This window comes from Bacillus sp. AFS077874 (genome assembly GCF_002566505.1).
GTDB lineage: Bacteria > Bacillota > Bacilli > Bacillales > Bacillaceae_G > Gottfriedia.
Genome location: NZ_NUYF01000014.1, coordinates 208,901 through 224,097 on the forward strand (window position 1 = coordinate 208,901; position 15,197 = coordinate 224,097).

General features: G+C 32.4%; 16 protein-coding genes. 8 read left to right on the forward strand and 8 right to left on the reverse strand.

The window, feature by feature from the left end; all coding sequences use genetic code 11:
• Positions 1-205 precede the first annotated feature (205 nt).
• Both COJ46_RS17335 and COJ46_RS17340 read right to left on the reverse strand, forming a co-directional pair.
• The gene (locus COJ46_RS17335) at positions 206-1,078 is read right to left on the reverse strand and encodes a DsbA family protein (protein WP_097973658.1); all 873 of its coding nucleotides are present in this window, start codon (positions 1,076-1,078) and stop codon (positions 206-208) included.
• 599 nt (positions 1,079-1,677) lie between these two features.
• Positions 1,678-2,268: a CYTH domain-containing protein gene (locus tag COJ46_RS17340; protein WP_097973657.1), complete on the reverse strand. Its 591-nt coding sequence runs from the start codon at positions 2,266-2,268 to the stop codon at positions 1,678-1,680.
• A gap of 135 nt (positions 2,269-2,403) precedes the next feature.
• On the opposite strand from COJ46_RS17340, the gene COJ46_RS17345 reads away from it, so the two are divergent.
• The 4 genes from COJ46_RS17345 to COJ46_RS17360 are packed head-to-tail and all read left to right on the forward strand — an operon-like array spanning position 2,404 to position 5,131.
• Positions 2,404-2,784, forward strand: coding sequence for a UPF0738 family protein (locus COJ46_RS17345; RefSeq protein ID WP_097973655.1), 381 nt, complete (start codon positions 2,404-2,406; stop codon positions 2,782-2,784).
• Positions 2,785-2,799: 15 nt separating this feature from the next.
• Positions 2,800-3,423, forward strand: a complete 624-nt coding sequence (gene yjbM / locus COJ46_RS17350) for a GTP diphosphokinase (RefSeq protein WP_097973653.1) — start codon at positions 2,800-2,802, stop codon at positions 3,421-3,423.
• Between the two features lie 15 nt (positions 3,424-3,438).
• Positions 3,439-4,230 (forward strand): NAD kinase, encoded by a 792-nt coding sequence (locus tag COJ46_RS17355; RefSeq protein ID WP_097973651.1) that lies wholly within the window; start codon positions 3,439-3,441, stop codon positions 4,228-4,230.
• A gap of 13 nt (positions 4,231-4,243) precedes the next feature.
• Entirely contained in the window at positions 4,244-5,131 is an 888-nt protein-coding gene (locus COJ46_RS17360) for an RluA family pseudouridine synthase (RefSeq protein WP_097973932.1), read from the forward strand.
• A gap of 193 nt (positions 5,132-5,324) precedes the next feature.
• Here the strand turns inward: COJ46_RS17360 and prpE are convergent, their stop codons facing one another.
• Both prpE and COJ46_RS17370 read right to left on the reverse strand, forming a co-directional pair.
• A complete protein-coding gene (gene prpE / locus COJ46_RS17365) occupies positions 5,325-6,083 on the reverse strand; it encodes a bis(5'-nucleosyl)-tetraphosphatase PrpE (protein ID WP_097973650.1) in 759 nt (252 codons plus the stop codon).
• 162 nt (positions 6,084-6,245) lie between these two features.
• Positions 6,246-7,409: an FtsW/RodA/SpoVE family cell cycle protein gene (locus tag COJ46_RS17370; RefSeq protein ID WP_097973648.1), complete on the reverse strand. Its 1,164-nt coding sequence runs from the start codon at positions 7,407-7,409 to the stop codon at positions 6,246-6,248.
• A 379-nt stretch (positions 7,410-7,788) separates the two neighbouring features.
• Between COJ46_RS17370 and fabI the strand changes: the two genes are divergently transcribed.
• On the forward strand, positions 7,789-8,559 hold the full coding sequence (fabI, locus tag COJ46_RS17375) for an enoyl-ACP reductase FabI (protein WP_097973647.1): 771 nt from the start codon (positions 7,789-7,791) through the stop codon (positions 8,557-8,559).
• Positions 8,560-8,891: 332 nt separating this feature from the next.
• On the opposite strand, the gene COJ46_RS17380 is transcribed toward fabI, so the two are convergent.
• Both COJ46_RS17380 and COJ46_RS17385 read right to left on the reverse strand, forming a co-directional pair.
• On the reverse strand, positions 8,892-9,557 hold the full coding sequence (locus COJ46_RS17380) for a DUF2642 domain-containing protein (RefSeq protein ID WP_097973645.1): 666 nt from the start codon (positions 9,555-9,557) through the stop codon (positions 8,892-8,894).
• 378 nt (positions 9,558-9,935) lie between these two features.
• A complete protein-coding gene (locus COJ46_RS17385; RefSeq protein WP_097973643.1) occupies positions 9,936-10,409 on the reverse strand; it encodes a spore coat protein in 474 nt (157 codons plus the stop codon).
• Between the two features lie 242 nt (positions 10,410-10,651).
• Here COJ46_RS17385 and COJ46_RS17390 point away from each other — a divergent pair, with 242 nt between their 5' ends.
• Positions 10,652-11,188, forward strand: a complete 537-nt coding sequence (locus tag COJ46_RS17390; RefSeq protein WP_097973642.1) for a CotO family spore coat protein — start codon at positions 10,652-10,654, stop codon at positions 11,186-11,188.
• Between the two features lie 61 nt (positions 11,189-11,249).
• Here the strand turns inward: COJ46_RS17390 and COJ46_RS17395 are convergent, their stop codons facing one another.
• A complete protein-coding gene (locus COJ46_RS17395) occupies positions 11,250-11,792 on the reverse strand; it encodes a CotY/CotZ family spore coat protein (protein WP_097973640.1) in 543 nt (180 codons plus the stop codon).
• A 287-nt stretch (positions 11,793-12,079) separates the two neighbouring features.
• Between COJ46_RS17395 and COJ46_RS17400 the strand changes: the two genes are divergently transcribed.
• Together COJ46_RS17400 and COJ46_RS24190 are read left to right on the forward strand one after the other, a co-directional pair.
• Positions 12,080-12,430 (forward strand): DUF1360 domain-containing protein, encoded by a 351-nt coding sequence (locus COJ46_RS17400; RefSeq protein ID WP_097973931.1) that lies wholly within the window; start codon positions 12,080-12,082, stop codon positions 12,428-12,430.
• Between the two features lie 68 nt (positions 12,431-12,498).
• The gene (locus COJ46_RS24190; protein WP_141437751.1) at positions 12,499-12,705 is read left to right on the forward strand and encodes a cytochrome C oxidase subunit III; all 207 of its coding nucleotides are present in this window, start codon (positions 12,499-12,501) and stop codon (positions 12,703-12,705) included.
• Positions 12,706-12,788: 83 nt separating this feature from the next.
• Here COJ46_RS24190 and COJ46_RS17410 read toward each other — a convergent pair whose 3' ends face one another.
• Positions 12,789-15,083, reverse strand: coding sequence for an ATP-dependent helicase (locus COJ46_RS17410; protein ID WP_176522442.1), 2,295 nt, complete (start codon positions 15,081-15,083; stop codon positions 12,789-12,791).
• Positions 15,084-15,197 lie beyond the last annotated feature (114 nt).

The following is a 15,197-nucleotide window of genomic DNA, read 5'->3' on the forward strand; positions in this document are numbered from 1 at the left end:
CTTTATACCTACTATTTTGTGTCTAAAATGTGAAATATTTCTCAAACGGTTGCCAAACTCTAAAATAAATTGTATTATAAGGGTGTGAATTACTTCACAAACACAAATACCCCTTTGTTGAACGTGAAAATTTCTCCCATCCCCTTGATGTAAAATATTACATCAAAAAAAAGACCTAGCGAAAGCTAGGTCTTTTTTTTATTTCTTAAACAACATATTGATAATAAATTTGATCTTTTTGAACAATTTTCTTAACTTTTCTACGTAGGATTAATTTCTTTAATTCTAACTCCATATATTGAGTAGATTGTTCGTAAATCATACATAATTCTTTAATCGTAACAAATGGTTGGAATTTAATAAATTCAGCTAAATCAGGTAGTTCTCGTTTTTCTAACTTTGTATTCGTCATTAGCTCTAATATTTTTACATAAGTCTGATAGCTTTCAAAACCAGAAACTTTCAAACCTTCTTCTTCAATATTTTCATTAAAAAATACAACACTTGGAATTTCAGTTACATGCATTTCTTTCGTAACTTTAATATCACATTGTAAAGCTTTAATAGAGTGGGTACTGTGTAAATCTTCCATAAACTCTTTTACATCAATATTTATATCTTTAGCACATTCGATAAGAACATCTTGATCTGTAATGTCTAAATCCTTCAAGAAATAATATTCTTGTAACTTCTTTAAGTAGCTAACGCCAGCTACTCTACCTTGAAGCTCAGCTGCCTTTAATGCAATTGCAGAGTAGTATGGGTAGAGTTCTTTATTATCAATCCATAAGTGATCGTCGCAAAGGATATCCGATCTGCTAGCTGTCTTCTCCCATACGAATGCAAGCTGAGAAGGTCGTTTTTCTAATAGTTTTTTAGTTGTGTAATATCGACTAACTGGAATATAAGTAGATGAAAAATATTGGCCATATTCTAAGTGAAACTTTTTTAAAATTGTACTAAAATCCCAACAATTTCTACAAAGTGGATCTATGAATACATACAATTCAATCGATTTTTTTGTACAATTCTGCTCGGGAAGCTTGATTGATTCATTTTTATATTGTTTGTCATTCATATATTTCACCCTTAATGCAATTCATAAGTCCGTACTATAACAGACTTGAAAATTAATTTGTAAGATATAACACGTTTATTCTCTAATGGTATTGTAGCAACGGATAGTTAATATTTCAAATATGATGCACTATTTTTCATTAATCTATTAATATTTCCTTAATTCAATTGAGTATTGTGATAAAAAGGGTGGTGTCGCAGGAGTCTGAGTGAATTGTAAAATAAATTTTTGAAATGGACCCGAGGAAAAAGTCTGGTCTGCAAATAAGGAGATAATCTGTGCAAATAAAGTATACTGCAAATAAATTTCCAAAATCGCAAAAAAAAATGTCAGAACTGCAATTAAAGCCTGAGGAATCGCAAATAAGAGAAATTAATACCCATACCGGTTAAGGCATAATGACAAAAAAATTGGACAATAGTAGTTATTTTCAATTGGCAAACTAGGAAAGCAGCTTTAACTTTAATTAATCGGTTAAAAAGTTGAGCGAAATCTGCTATCTTTCAATAAAAAGATTCATAAAATCGGCTACATACTAAAAAACGCCGAAATATACCCTTTAGGTTTCTCCAGCGTTTGAAATTAATACTGCTCATATGTCAGTTAGCTTGATTTCCTTGTTTAACATTAAAAAAGCGTCTAATTTTATTTAATGTTTTACGTTGAGGAATTTGAAGATTCTCTAACAGATTGATAAACTGTTGTTTACCAATGTTTTCGTCCAAAACTTCGAATTCTACCTCATAATCCTCGTGCTTTAAATATGTACTATGATCTAAAACTAAGAGTCCACTTTCATATGGAAATTCTACTCTGTTTGTTGTTAAGTCACCTATTAATACTAGGGCATCTAAGTTTAATTTTACTTCGTTGATATAATCTTTTACTTCTCCATCTGGAATAGCGTATGTTTTTAGCATAGTTGATGCTTCAGTTTCACTAATTTTTTGATTAATTTCTAAATGTCCGACTGTTTGTTTTATTTTTAAAGTTAAAGTATATGAAGTAAGTGACTTTTTTCGGATTCTTAGAGCTCCGCCATGTGCTTTAATTGTAAAATCAGGTGTCTCAAAATAATAATTAGTTTGTGATTGGAAACTTGACTCGTTAACTTGGAAATACGATTTAAGCTTTTCAAATTCCTCTTTTGTTAATAAGTTCTTAAATTCAATTTCAATTTCTTTAGCCATAATTAACTCCTTATTTTTAGTATAATTTTTGTGATTGAATGTGCTAGTCTTCGTCTATTTTCTATTTGATATGTTACAATAGAAATGGTCAAATTTAAATAAAATACATACATTAAAAAGGTTGAGGTTTTAGTGATGAGAAAAATGCTTGAAATAAATGGAATAAATATAAATGAAGATGGTTTAATTCTGTTAATCGACGATACAAAAATGAATTTAGAACAGTGTCATGAAATAGGAACAATGATTGCAGACTCAGACCAAGGTTCACTATTGTATATATTAGAAGAAAATGAAGAATTTGTATATGTTACAGTGCCTTACAAGCATTGGTCGGACTTGAAAAAAGCAAATGATCAAAATTTAAACGTATTTTTAAAGGTCGCTGAAAAGAGTCTTTCACTAAATAATTGGAATGAAGAGTTAACTTATTTAATCCAAAATGTTGAAGGTAATTTTAACTATGGAGAAGAATTTGTTAAGCAAGTTCAAAGTGCATTTTTAGAAGAGAAGTAAGTTGGTGGTGATTGGATGAATGGTCAATGGGAAAGTTTTTTAGCACCTTATGAACAAGCAGTAAGTGAATTGAAAATAAAGTTAAAAGGGATTAGAAAACAGTTTGAAGAAACTAATCAGCATTCCCCAATTGAGTTTGTAACTGGGAGAGTTAAGCCTATTCACAGTATTGTTAATAAGACAATAAGAAAAGGAATTCCTTTAGCAAATTTAGAAACTGAATTACAGGATATTGCCGGTCTTAGAATGATGTGCCAATTTGTAGAGGATATTAAAAATGTAGTGGAGCTTCTTCGTAAACGTAAAGATTTTACAATTGTCGAAGAGCGAGATTATATTACAAATAAAAAGAATAGCGGGTATCGTTCCTATCATGTAGTTGTTGAATATCCAGTTCAAACAATTGAAGGTGAACGAAAAGTTTTAGTTGAAATTCAAATAAGAACTCTTGCGATGAATTTTTGGGCAACAATAGAGCATTCTTTAAATTATAAGTATAAAGGGAAATATCCTGAAAATATTCATGAACGATTACAAAGAGCAGCTGAAGCAGCGTTTCTATTAGATGAAGAAATGTCCCTTATTAGAGGAGAGATTCAAGAGGCGCAAGCAGAGTTTTCGAAAAAAAACGACCAATAAGGAAAGGGCGAGAAAATGAAATTCGTAATTATGTCTAAGGGCGATCAAGAGTCCAATGAACTGACGAAACGAATGAGAGATTATTTAGAGAGTTTTAATTTTAAATTTGATGAAGAAGAGCCTGAAATTGCTATATCTGTAGGTGGTGACGGAACCTTACTTCATGCTTTTCATAATTACACTCATCTTCTCGATAAAGTATCTTTCGTAGGGGTTCATACTGGGCATTTAGGGTTTTATGCTGATTGGGTACCAAGTGAGGTAGAAAAGCTTGTTATTGCAATTGCGAAGACTCCATTTCAAGTAGTTGAATATCCTTTATTGGAAGTAATCATCCGTTATAAGGATGGAAGAAAAGAAATGCAAACATTAGCTTTAAATGAATGTACGATCAAAGGTCTTGAAGGTACATTAGTGATTGATGTTGAAATAAAAGGTCAGCATTTTGAGACATTTAGAGGTGATGGTCTTTGTATTTCTACACCTTCAGGTAGTACAGCTTATAATAAAGCACTTGGTGGAGCAATTATTCATCCATCAATTGAAGCGATTCAAATTGCTGAGATGGCTTCAATTAATAATCGAGTTTTTCGTACGATTGGTTCACCTCTTGTTTTACCTAAACATCATACTTGCTTACTTAAACCTGTAAGAAACGCAAATTTTCAAATTACATTAGATCATAAAACAATCGTACATCAAGATGTTAAATCGATTCAATGTCGAGTAGCTCATGAAAAAGTACGTTTTGCACGTTTTAGACCTTTTCCATTTTGGAAACGTGTTGTTGATTCTTTTGTTAAATAAAATGGTGAAGAATATGAAGCAATTTAGTTTATCATGGGAAGTAAAAAAAGAGCATAATGGAATTTTACTTAGAGAGTTTCTTAAATTAAAGGAGCTCTCTAAACGTGCTCTCACAGATATTAAATTTCAAGGTGGAAAAATTACAGTAAACGGTGAAGAAAAAACTGTCCGCACGATGTTAAAAGAATTAGATCTTGTACAAATCTATTTTCCAATCGAGAAACCAAGTGAGGATCTTATAGCAGAAGATATTCCTTTTGAAATTGTTTATGAAGATGATGCTGTATTAGTCATCAATAAACCTTTTGGAATACCAAGTATACCTTCTAGAGAGCATCCTAATGGTACTCTTGCAAATGGATTATTATTTTATTATCAAACAATCGGGCTCCAATCGACCATCCATATTGTAACTCGATTAGACAAAGACACTTCGGGGTTAATGTTAATTGCTAAAAATCGTTATATTCATTATTTGTTTTCGAAAAATGAATTAAAAAATGTAAAAAGAAAATATTTAGCAATTGTTCATGGGGAAATGAAGAATACAGAAGGTGTAATACGAGCAAAGATTGCTAGGAAAAGTGATAGTATTATCGAGAGAATTGTTTCTGAAGAGGGACAAGAAGCTATCACACATTATAAAGTCCTTTTAGTAAATAAGGACAACTCAGTTGTTGAATTAGAATTAGAAACAGGACGAACACATCAAATCCGGGTTCATATGTCTTCGATTGGACATCCACTAATCGGGGATGACTTATATGGGGGGAATACTGATCGATTAAAAAGGCAGGCGTTGCATAGTTATCAATTGTCATTTGTTCATCCAATTGATTATACGGAAAAAAACTTTGAAATCGCTTTATCTGCTGATTTAGAGAGATTGTTGAAGTCGTAAATGTCAAGTAATAAATTTGTCTAAATTTTGTATAAATTATTGACAATATATGAATAATAGATTATTTTTAGTATGTAGTGTTTCTCCATGGGGATGGAAGAGACTAATATATTAAGCTGATAAGTGAGCGCTTACATTATCAGCAAAAAAGTAGGTTCCGATCAGAAACCTACTTTTTTTTGTATCTTTTTTTCTAAATTCTGCTTTCTGTTTCTTCGTAAAAACTAAATTTTTCTTCAATGTATGGCATGGAAGATTGTACTTGGGTATATTTATGTTCTGGATACGAAAATGCTGTTAGCTTACCACCGAAAACGGCGCCAGTATCAATATTAATTGTATTATTTAATTCTCTTGGTTCCTTTATTGGAGTATGACCATAAACAATTAATGCTTTACCTTTATACTCTTTAGCCCAATCTTTTCTTACAGGCATCCCATTTGGAAGCACTTCTCCATTAATATCTCCATATAAAACGAATGTTTTAACATTATTTGAATGCTTACCGATCATATCCTCACGTATACCAGCATGACTAACAACTAATTTTCCATTGTCTAAAACATTATAAAGTGGGGAGCCTTCATAAAGTTTTTTAAACGATGCCAGGTAATGGCTCCTCTCTTTACCACTAATTGATTCTAATTCAGCAACTGTTGTTTCAAGTCCATGTTGAATTTTTACATTGCGACCAAGAAAATAACGATAAAGTTTATTACAATGATTCCCTGGTGAATAATGTGCTTTCTTATGCTTCATCACAAGTTCATATACTACTTTTATAACTGCAAGTGAATTAGGTCCGCGATCCGTTAAATCACCAACAAAAACTAACTTTCGATTTTCAGGGTGAACAGGAATATGATTCTCCCATGAATAACCAAGTTTTTTAGTTAATTCAACAAATTCATCATAACAACCATGAATATCGCCTATAATATCGTATTTCATCCTATCAATCCTTTTAGTCTGTTATTTCAACTAGTCATAATCGTAGTATGCCCCAAAAAACAGTGTAAAAGTATTTTCCAAAAAGAGTATTGCTAATATAAAAAAAGAAGGGGTAAAGATCTTCATTAGATCTTTACCCCTGTTTTTTGTATTTCTACTCTATCAGTCAAACATATACTTATTAGTTCTTGATCTTACATTAAGGATGAATCCAATTGCTAGAAGATTGGTTGCTAGAGAACTTCCACCGTAACTAACGAATGGTAGAGTAATCCCTGTAATCGGTAATAGACCGATCGTCATACCAATATTTTGGAAAATCTGGAAAGTAAACATTCCGACTACACCAGCACAAAGATAGCTACCAAATTTGTCGTTACTTTCTAAAGCAATATGAATCATTCGATAGATTAATAAGAAGAATAATGAAATGACTACACTTGCTCCTATGAACCCGTATTGTTCGCAGATTACGGTGAAAATAAAATCTGTATGTGGTTCAGGGAAGTATGCTTCACCATTATGGAATCCTTTACCCGTAAGTAAACCAGAACCAGCTGCCATTAATGCTTGAGTAAGCTGATAACCTTGAGAAGGGTATTCATACGGTGCTAACCAACCGTAAAAACGATTTAACTGGTATTCCTCAAGTACGTGCGATGTGAAAAATTCAAAATGATAAAAATATAGATAAACCATGAAAGCACCCAGACCAATCGTTAATATAACTAGTCCAAGAATATAGCGCCAACGAATTCCAGAAATTAAGATCATTGTCGCGATAATTGCACACATAACCATTGTATTTCCTAAATCAGGCTCTTTCGCAATCAGTAGTAGAGGAGGTAATGAAATACCGAATATTTTACCTAAAAGTAAAATATCTTCTCTCTTTCCACGAACAGCGTACATTTCATTATGTCTTGAAATAATCGTTCCTAAAATAATGATCATAAAAATCTTCATTAATTCAGATGGTTGGAAGTTACCAATACCAGGTAATGTGTACCATGCCGTTGCACCTTTGATGGTTTTAGCACCTGGAATATGCAGTTCTAATCCAAGTAGTAGGAGTAGTCCAAAACCATACATATACCAAATAACATTTTTATATCGATCAAAATCAATAATCATAATAAAGGCAATACCAACAAGTCCAATGATATACCATTTAATTTGTTGTCCAGCGAAATTGATGTTTCTTAGATTTGCAGGAAGGCTTGGCATTGCACTAGTAATTGCAAGATAACTTACAGCGGCAATACAAAAAAGGATAAAAAGTAATTTGAAATCAATTTGAAAGGGAGATGTACGGTCTTCCTTCATGTCCTCACCTCTCTATAATAAGTTTTATTAGTATGCTTTTAAATAGGCACTTTTAATGTACGACAATCATCATTATAATTTATTTTTGTCCTTAAAGGAATTCAAAACTATAAACTCTTTTTAAATAAACTATTATATTTATATTTTTCACTTTAAAATATAAATTGGCAGCTAGGAATAGTACTCGACGTGGTAGCCAATTCTAGGAACAAAGTATAAGTGCAACTACGCCTCTGACTTCGCCTAAAAGGCCCGTCAGTCGAAGAGTTTTCTTTATGTGGATATAGCTCTATATAACTTTACTATTTTCAATTCATCGTATTTGTGCTACTATTTTAGTATCTAGTACTAATAACTAATAATAAAGGAGATGAATGATATGATTTCATTGCAAGGAAAAACTTTTGTTGTTATGGGTGTTGCAAACTTCCGTAGTATCGCTTGGGGTATTGCACAATCATTACATAGCGCGGGAGCAAATTTAATTTTTACATACGCAAATGAAAGATTAGAAAAAGGTGTTCGTGAATTAGCTGACTCACTTGAAAATCCAAACAATCTTTTAGTTCAATGTGATGTAACTAGTGATGAAGATTTAGCAAAATGCTTTGCTTCAATTAAAGAGCAAGTAGGCACAATTCATGGTGTAGCACACTGTATCGCTTTTGCTAATAAAGAGGACTTAAAAGGTGATTTTGTAGACACAAGCCGTGATGGATACTTATTATCACAAAACATTAGTGCTTACTCTTTAGTAGGTGTAGCTCGTGAAGCAAAACCATTAATGGTTGAAGGCGGAAGCATTGTTACTCTAACTTACTTAGGTGGAGAGCGTGTAATGCAAAACTACAACCTAATGGGTGTATCTAAAGCAGCTCTAGAAGCTTCTGTACGCTATTTAGCAAACGATTTAGGGAAATACAATATTCGCGTTAACTCAATCTCTGCAGGACCAATCCGTACGCTTTCTGCAAAAGGAGTAGGCGACTTTAATACAATCTTAAAAGAGATCGAAGAAAAAGCACCGTTACGTAGAAACGTAACACAAGAAGAAGTAGGAGATTCTGCTTTATTCTTATTTAGTGAGTTAGCAAGAGGTATTACTGGAGAAAACATTCATGTTGATTCAGGATACCATATAATGGGATAAGAAGAGTAAGAATAATAGAAGTCGAAATGGCTTCTATTTTTTTTTCGTGTTTTTAAGTAAACATACTTTAAATAAGGTTCATGAGTAAGTAAGACAGCTAGCAGACGAAAATAACTTACTCATAAGGGGTGCATGAGTAAGTAAAACAGCGAGAAGCTAAAAAAACCTACTCATAATGGGTTCATGAGTAAGTAAGACAGCCAGAAGATGAAAAAACAACTCACAAAAGGTTCATGAGTAAATACAGAGTAATAAAAAAAAAGTGCCTTCTTATGATAATCATAAATAGGCACTTTTTTATTGTAAATGTGGCATTTTAATTTTATTAATTCTTACGGAATAAAAATTGATTTTAAGTGACGAAGACCTACTAATTTGCTTTCTCCTCTAGATGTAGTCAACTCTATGAAATTTGAGTCAATTGAACTCAACTTACCTATATATTCGTAATTTTCTCCACTGTTCATTACGACTAATTCACCAATCAACTTATTTAATTGAACGTCTAACGTGCGCGCTAGAGGGATATTAGAAGGATTAACAGGTAATAAATTATGACTTAACATATAAGGGGTTTTTTCTGTGAGATACGGGGTTAACCACTTTAAATGCTGGAGAGATATATACATGATTTTATAGATCGGTGAATAGAATACAAAATAATTATTCATGATGGTTGTAATAAAACCATGAAAAGAACGATTATTTGAAAGATTAATTTCAACAAAGATTCCTTTGGCTGCAGTTAATACTTTACGTAAAGATAACTCATCTTTTTCGTGTTCTAATTCTTGGAGGGAAGGAACAACACCAAAGGATTCTTCGAGTATACTTTCACTAAGATTATGAATATGAAGTAGTGGAATATAAAGGAAATTTTCACCATTGAAAACAACTAATAAATCATTTCCAACTTCAATTAAGATTCCATCAACATTACTGTTACCGGATATTTCAATTGTAACTTGTTTGTTGAGAAAATTTTTGAAACTTGCCATGATTTTCTCCTTTCTTAAAAAGATAAATCATTATTATTCAGACATGTTCATTTCTGAAAAAGGATTTTCAATTTTATTAATTTGGGCATATCGATAGGATGATAGTTTGTCTAAATAAAATCAATCATTTCATTTAAAGGTTGGCAAAGTAGATAGTGCCTGTCTTATATGAACGAAAAAAGATTATTAAGTTTGAAAATTTTATAGTTGGATCAGTTAGTTCATAGCAGCATACTTCCAATGATTTATTGATTACCACTCAAAATTAAGTATAGTTTCAAATTACTTATAATGGGTTTACATAATTAGAATGGCATCGAGGGTCAAAGTTTTATAAAAAAAGGGTCGTTTTATATCATAAAACGACCTTTCTAAACATTATTTTCTTCTTCTTAATGTTTGGCTTGTCGTATTACTTCTTTCGTAAACTTCAAATTTTTCTCCAAAACTTACACTTTTTACATGATAAGTAGCAATATACACTAGTTCATCGTTAAAAGAAATTTCTACATAATCATGGTTTGCATCAAGAAGAATGCCTTCAACTTTGTCGTGGCCACCGCGATTAATTTTTACCCATTGTCTAACTTGAGAATTTAATAAGTCTACAAAACTCTCGTTTGGTAATAATTCAATCGTATTGTACATTTCATCATAAGACAATTTACCTTTTGCAAATGAAGTTACGCTTTTAATATGAGTATAAGGGAAGTAAATTACACCTTCAGCCTCTGTAAAAAGAGCAATATGTGTTTCAAATGCACCAATTAATAAACCTTCTTTAGATTCATGACCTCCTCGACCAATTCTAACTCCTTTACCTACGAATACTGAGAATAACTCTTTATTCACTTTTTCATCGCTCCTTGTTTTTTCTGTGCGGTTACAATGTAATTATATGTGCCCTGTCAATTGTTTGTACTAGGATATTTGTCCAATTTATATGAATATGTACAAAATTGGTTAAGTGTTGATAGGCAATTATTTCTTATTTCGTTCGATTTTATAGGTTACTTGTTTGAGAAAAAAGTAACATGATAAATATTGTCCGTTCATATAATTTATGAGAGCACACTTACGAGGGAGGAACAACAATGGCAAGAAAAGAGTCTAAAGAGGGTGTAAAGCCATTATTATATATTGCGCAGCCAGATTTTCAAGAAGCCAAGTTGAACGTACAACACTCATATGTGGTCAAAGTAAATAATCAGGATCAAAAACAAAAGGATAAAGAATATGTAGCTTCTAAATACGTGGAAGTTGAAGAAATAGAGGAATTAGAAGAAATAGAGGAATTAGAAGAAATAGAAGAATTAGAAGATGTTGTGAATTTAGATGAACAAGAAGAACAACAAGAACAACAAGAACAAGAAGAACAAGTCGAAGCAGACAATACTTGGATGAAAAAACCATTTAAAGCAATGACGAATGAAGAAAAAGTATTATTTATGATAAATAAGCCTCATTATATTCCAAAAGTTGAGTGCCGAATTCGAACAGATAAAGATTTATATATTGGCTATATTATGGGTTATAACGAAGGCAAGGTTTCAATTAAAGTTTCCTCAAAAATTAATGACGTCCAATTGGATATTCAAAGTATTGTAAGTATTCAAATGGTAGGAATTTAAGGCGTTAAAAAGGTGGTAGATACATGATCTACCACCCATAGTTTTTTAGTTTACATTAAACTTACAGATTTGTAACGTGTACGTCACGTAAGCATTGGATTGCACAGAAGCAATCTAAGTCAACAGTTACACAAGTGTTTGAAGCAACAAACATGTCGCCGTCTACTAGTTCACAGAAAGTGTTTTGGTTGTTATTTTTGTTGTTGTCTTTGCCGTCACCAGCTTTAACTGGAACTAATGCTCTTAACACTGCACAGCAATCTTCATCTACACTTTCAACACGGAAAACAACTGTATCTTGGCAATTGTTCATTTGACCGTTTTTGTTGTTATTTTGATTGTCATTGCCATCACGATTTTGTGCCATCATTTGCATCATATTATTATGATTAAATGCTGGTACTCTAAACAATTCACCGTTTGCTAAATACAATAGGAAAGGGCGAGTATTTGCAAGTGGTACATTAGGGTTAGCACCTAAAAATGGAACGTCACAACCTGTTGGGCAAGTGTGTGTTGCGCAATCTTGTAGATCATTTATGAATTTTACAACGTCACATACACAGTGGTTTCTTTTTTTGTCGTGGTTGTCTTTGCAACTCATCATTTTCACTCCTTATCACTTTAGATGGATATTACATTACTATGATATTAAGCAGGCGAAAAACGGTTACTGAAGATTATTGCTTTTTTGGATAAATGGGCTTAGAAGCAAGTAGTACATGGAAAGTTATAGGTCTTAGAAGAGCTGAGATCTGTAATAGGGGAAACAGGGAGATTATAAATGAATAGGGGAGGAGTAGGGCTGGAAGGGATTAGAGGAGCATAAATGAAGGGTAAGGAAGTGAGATTTACCCCTTGCATCCATATCCCTTGTCCTGCGTACTTAACATGGATATAAGTTGGTTGTTGCTATTCATCTTAATTTTGGCAAGCTTTCGATTGACTCGTTTAGTTGTTCACGATAAAATAACAGCTTTTCTAAGAAGACCTTTTATTGATGAAATAACGCTTGAAGAGAATGGGATGCCAGTTACTTATACAAAGAGTAAAGGAAGTGGAATCCAATACTTTATTGGTGAGTTATTAAGTTGTACTTGGTGTAGTGGGATTTGGTGTACAGCGTTTTTACTATTAATATATGTGTTCTTTCCACATGTGGGAGAGTTTATCATCATTTTATTAGCGATTGCAGGAGCAGCTGGCGTAATAGAAACGATTGTTAATAGGCTGAATTCGTAATTTTAGGTAGAACGATTAAAAATTCCTTTCATATACTAAAATGAATAGACTTATATAGGAGGGAAGATATGTATAATCAAGGTCAAGGTCAATACACTCCATTTCAATGGCAACAAATGCAACAACAACAGCAGTATCAAATGCAACAACAACAACAACAAATTCAACAACAAATGAATCAAGCGAACTATAACCCATATTACCAAGGCGCACCGGCCGGCTATGTGAAACAATCAGGTTGTGGCTGCAGCGGTAGAACAACTAGACGACGTTAATCCATAAAAATAAAAAAAGGTGAGCATATTTTTGCTCACCTTAATTTTTTGTACAAAATTTAATTTTTAATAGTTGATCAATCTCATTTCTTATTAATAAAACGTCGAATTAATCTTGATGAATTAGCTCTTTTCCCTCTTCTTTTTTGAAGAATCGATAAGTATAATAGTTTTCTAGCTCTTGTACATGCCACATATAGAAGGCGACGTTCTTCTTCTAGTTGATCTAAGTTACCATTTTTCAAAGATTCTAAAGCATAATCATGAGGGAATCCTCCGTCTACAACACCTAGAATATAGACATAATCATACTCTAATCCCTTTGAACGGTGGGCTGTTAAAAGCGAAATATTACCTTGTGATGACTGATTTTTTTTCTGCTTATATTCTTTAAATTTAGCGGAAATATGAAATGCGTGTTCAACAAACTCTCGAATTGATTTGAAATTTTTGCTTACGACCTTTAAATCTCTCAAATCATCAGAAGGTCGTTCGATTTTATTAGACTCATTTCCACGCTTTTTAATATAGTCCATAAATGCTGGACTTTCTTCAATTCGCTCAATTGCTTCTAAAGGAGATGTGTGTTTTAAATAACGTAATATCTTAATCAGGTTTTCGATTTTTTTAATTTGAAATGGTGCTGCACTTTTAATAGTGGTGAATGCTTCTAAGAAAGATAGATTTTGCAAAACACTATTCATTTTTGCATCTTGAAATGCTTGTTGTTTTAGGAAAAAGACAGGTAATATTTCTTTTAATGCTGCTTGGTGGTCCTCATCTCCTATTAATAGTAAGAAAGAAATCATTTTTCGAATAATCGGTCGATCATAAAATGAGTCACCATCTTGATCGATTGTAAAAGGTAAGCTTGTTCCAATTAATCGCTCAAAAACAGCCCTTGATGCAGTATTAGTGCGATATAAAATTGCAAATTGTCCTGGATTTGCTCCGTTATTTATTTTTTCTTTCATATCATTAATAATCATCGTTGCTTCTTCTTCTTCATCGTATGGAAAGAAGAAAGAAGGTACTTGATCGTAGTCATATTGAGCATGCATTGATTTTACAAAACGGTTTTTATTAGGCTTAATGACTTCGTTTGCCAATGATACAATCCCGTGGGTGGAACGATAGTTTTCACTTAAATGATAAATTGTAGATCCTTGGAAATGCTCTTTAAAATCTAAGATAAACCTGGGATCACTTCCTCTAAATGCGTAAATTGACTGGTCATCATCACCAACAGCTGTAATATTTTCTGTATGTTGAAAGAGGATTTTTAGAATATTAAATTGTATTTTATTAATATCTTGAAACTCATCCACTAATAAACATTTAAATCGATTTTGATAATGTAAAAGTAATTCATTATTTTCATTTAACATTTCAAAGCAGCCGAGTAACATATCGTCAAAATCAAATTGCCCATTTTGCTTTTTCAATGATTCATAGCCTTCATAAAGAGAGGCGACCTGTTCTTCCCAAGCATCTTTTGACCTAATCTCATGTGGATAAACACAAGAGTTCTTCCAAAGGCCGATTTGTTGAATAGCTTGGTCGTATGCAAATGACTTTTCATCAATTTCAAGTCGTCGACCAATTTGCTTTAACATGATCTCCTTTTGAAAATCCGATTTAATTAAACGGCTTGAATCCCATTTTGCACGATCAAATCGTAAAAGCATTTTATAGAAAATACTATGAAAGGTACCAATTTCCATCTGTTGGATAGGGTAACCTAGACCTTTCATTCGTTCTTTCATTTCTGCAGATGCTTTCGACGTGAATGTTACGAGCATCATTTCATGAGGAAGTATACCGCTATTCATTAAGTGCATTGCTCGAGTTGTAATGACTCGTGTTTTACCACTGCCGGCTCCAGCAAGTACAAGTAATGGTGAACCGATATGTGTAACAGCGTTCCATTGTTGTGAATCTAATGAAATTTGATTGATCACAAATTCATCCGTCTTTTGTTCATTTTTTTTATATGGTGGGATATTGTAAAAAGGTAGTCTGTTAATAAATTGATTTTCATCTGTTTTTTCGATTGTAGCTGTATTTGAGATCGAACGCTTAGTAGGTAGTTTAATAATGCGATCGTTAGTATTTTCGGTAGTAGAATGATTATTTTCAAATCTAGCAACAATTTCTTGCTCCAACTCTACGGTATGATTCATACATGCTAGATTTTGCTCTTTGTTTATATGATAAAAATGAGGAATATCATAAATAGTTAAAGTGAAACTTAAGTTTTGATGGCAATTAACACATTTAACTTCCCCGCGAATACTGGCTTGATATATTTCCTCATATCTTGATCGAGGGAATTCTGGTAAATAGATTGATTGATTTTGATAGTTTGCAATTTTCATTATTTTCCCCCTTAAAATTAAAGCAGACTCATCTATGTTACCAAAAAGATTTGTGTACGAAAAGTGAATTTTAATGGGAAAAAAGTATCTTTTCATATGGATCGAACTAAATAC

Bases quoted from the DNA above. Each gene is read 5' to 3' on its own strand.
- COJ46_RS17355 (WP_097973651.1), top strand. From the start codon at position 3,439: ATGAAATTCGTAATTATGTCTAAGGGCGATCAAGAGTCCAATGAACTG.
- COJ46_RS17335 (WP_097973658.1), bottom strand. From the start codon at position 1,078: ATGAATGACAAACAATATAAAAATGAATCAATCAAGCTTCCCGAGCAG.
- prpE (WP_097973650.1), bottom strand. From the start codon at position 6,083: ATGAAATACGATATTATAGGCGATATTCATGGTTGTTATGATGAATTT.
- COJ46_RS17410 (WP_176522442.1), bottom strand. From the start codon at position 15,083: ATGAAAATTGCAAACTATCAAAATCAATCAATCTATTTACCAGAATTC.
- yjbM (WP_097973653.1), top strand. From the start codon at position 2,800: ATGAATGGTCAATGGGAAAGTTTTTTAGCACCTTATGAACAAGCAGTA.
- COJ46_RS17340 (WP_097973657.1), bottom strand. From the start codon at position 2,268: ATGGCTAAAGAAATTGAAATTGAATTTAAGAACTTATTAACAAAAGAG.
- COJ46_RS17345 (WP_097973655.1), top strand. From the start codon at position 2,404: ATGAGAAAAATGCTTGAAATAAATGGAATAAATATAAATGAAGATGGT.
- COJ46_RS17360 (WP_097973932.1), top strand. From the start codon at position 4,244: ATGAAGCAATTTAGTTTATCATGGGAAGTAAAAAAAGAGCATAATGGA.
- fabI (WP_097973647.1), top strand. From the start codon at position 7,789: ATGATTTCATTGCAAGGAAAAACTTTTGTTGTTATGGGTGTTGCAAAC.
- COJ46_RS17400 (WP_097973931.1), top strand. From the start codon at position 12,080: ATGGATATAAGTTGGTTGTTGCTATTCATCTTAATTTTGGCAAGCTTT.
- COJ46_RS17390 (WP_097973642.1), top strand. From the start codon at position 10,652: ATGGCAAGAAAAGAGTCTAAAGAGGGTGTAAAGCCATTATTATATATT.
- COJ46_RS17395 (WP_097973640.1), bottom strand. From the start codon at position 11,792: ATGAGTTGCAAAGACAACCACGACAAAAAAAGAAACCACTGTGTATGT.
- COJ46_RS17370 (WP_097973648.1), bottom strand. From the start codon at position 7,409: ATGAAGGAAGACCGTACATCTCCCTTTCAAATTGATTTCAAATTACTT.
- COJ46_RS24190 (WP_141437751.1), top strand. From the start codon at position 12,499: ATGTATAATCAAGGTCAAGGTCAATACACTCCATTTCAATGGCAACAA.
- COJ46_RS17380 (WP_097973645.1), bottom strand. From the start codon at position 9,557: ATGGCAAGTTTCAAAAATTTTCTCAACAAACAAGTTACAATTGAAATA.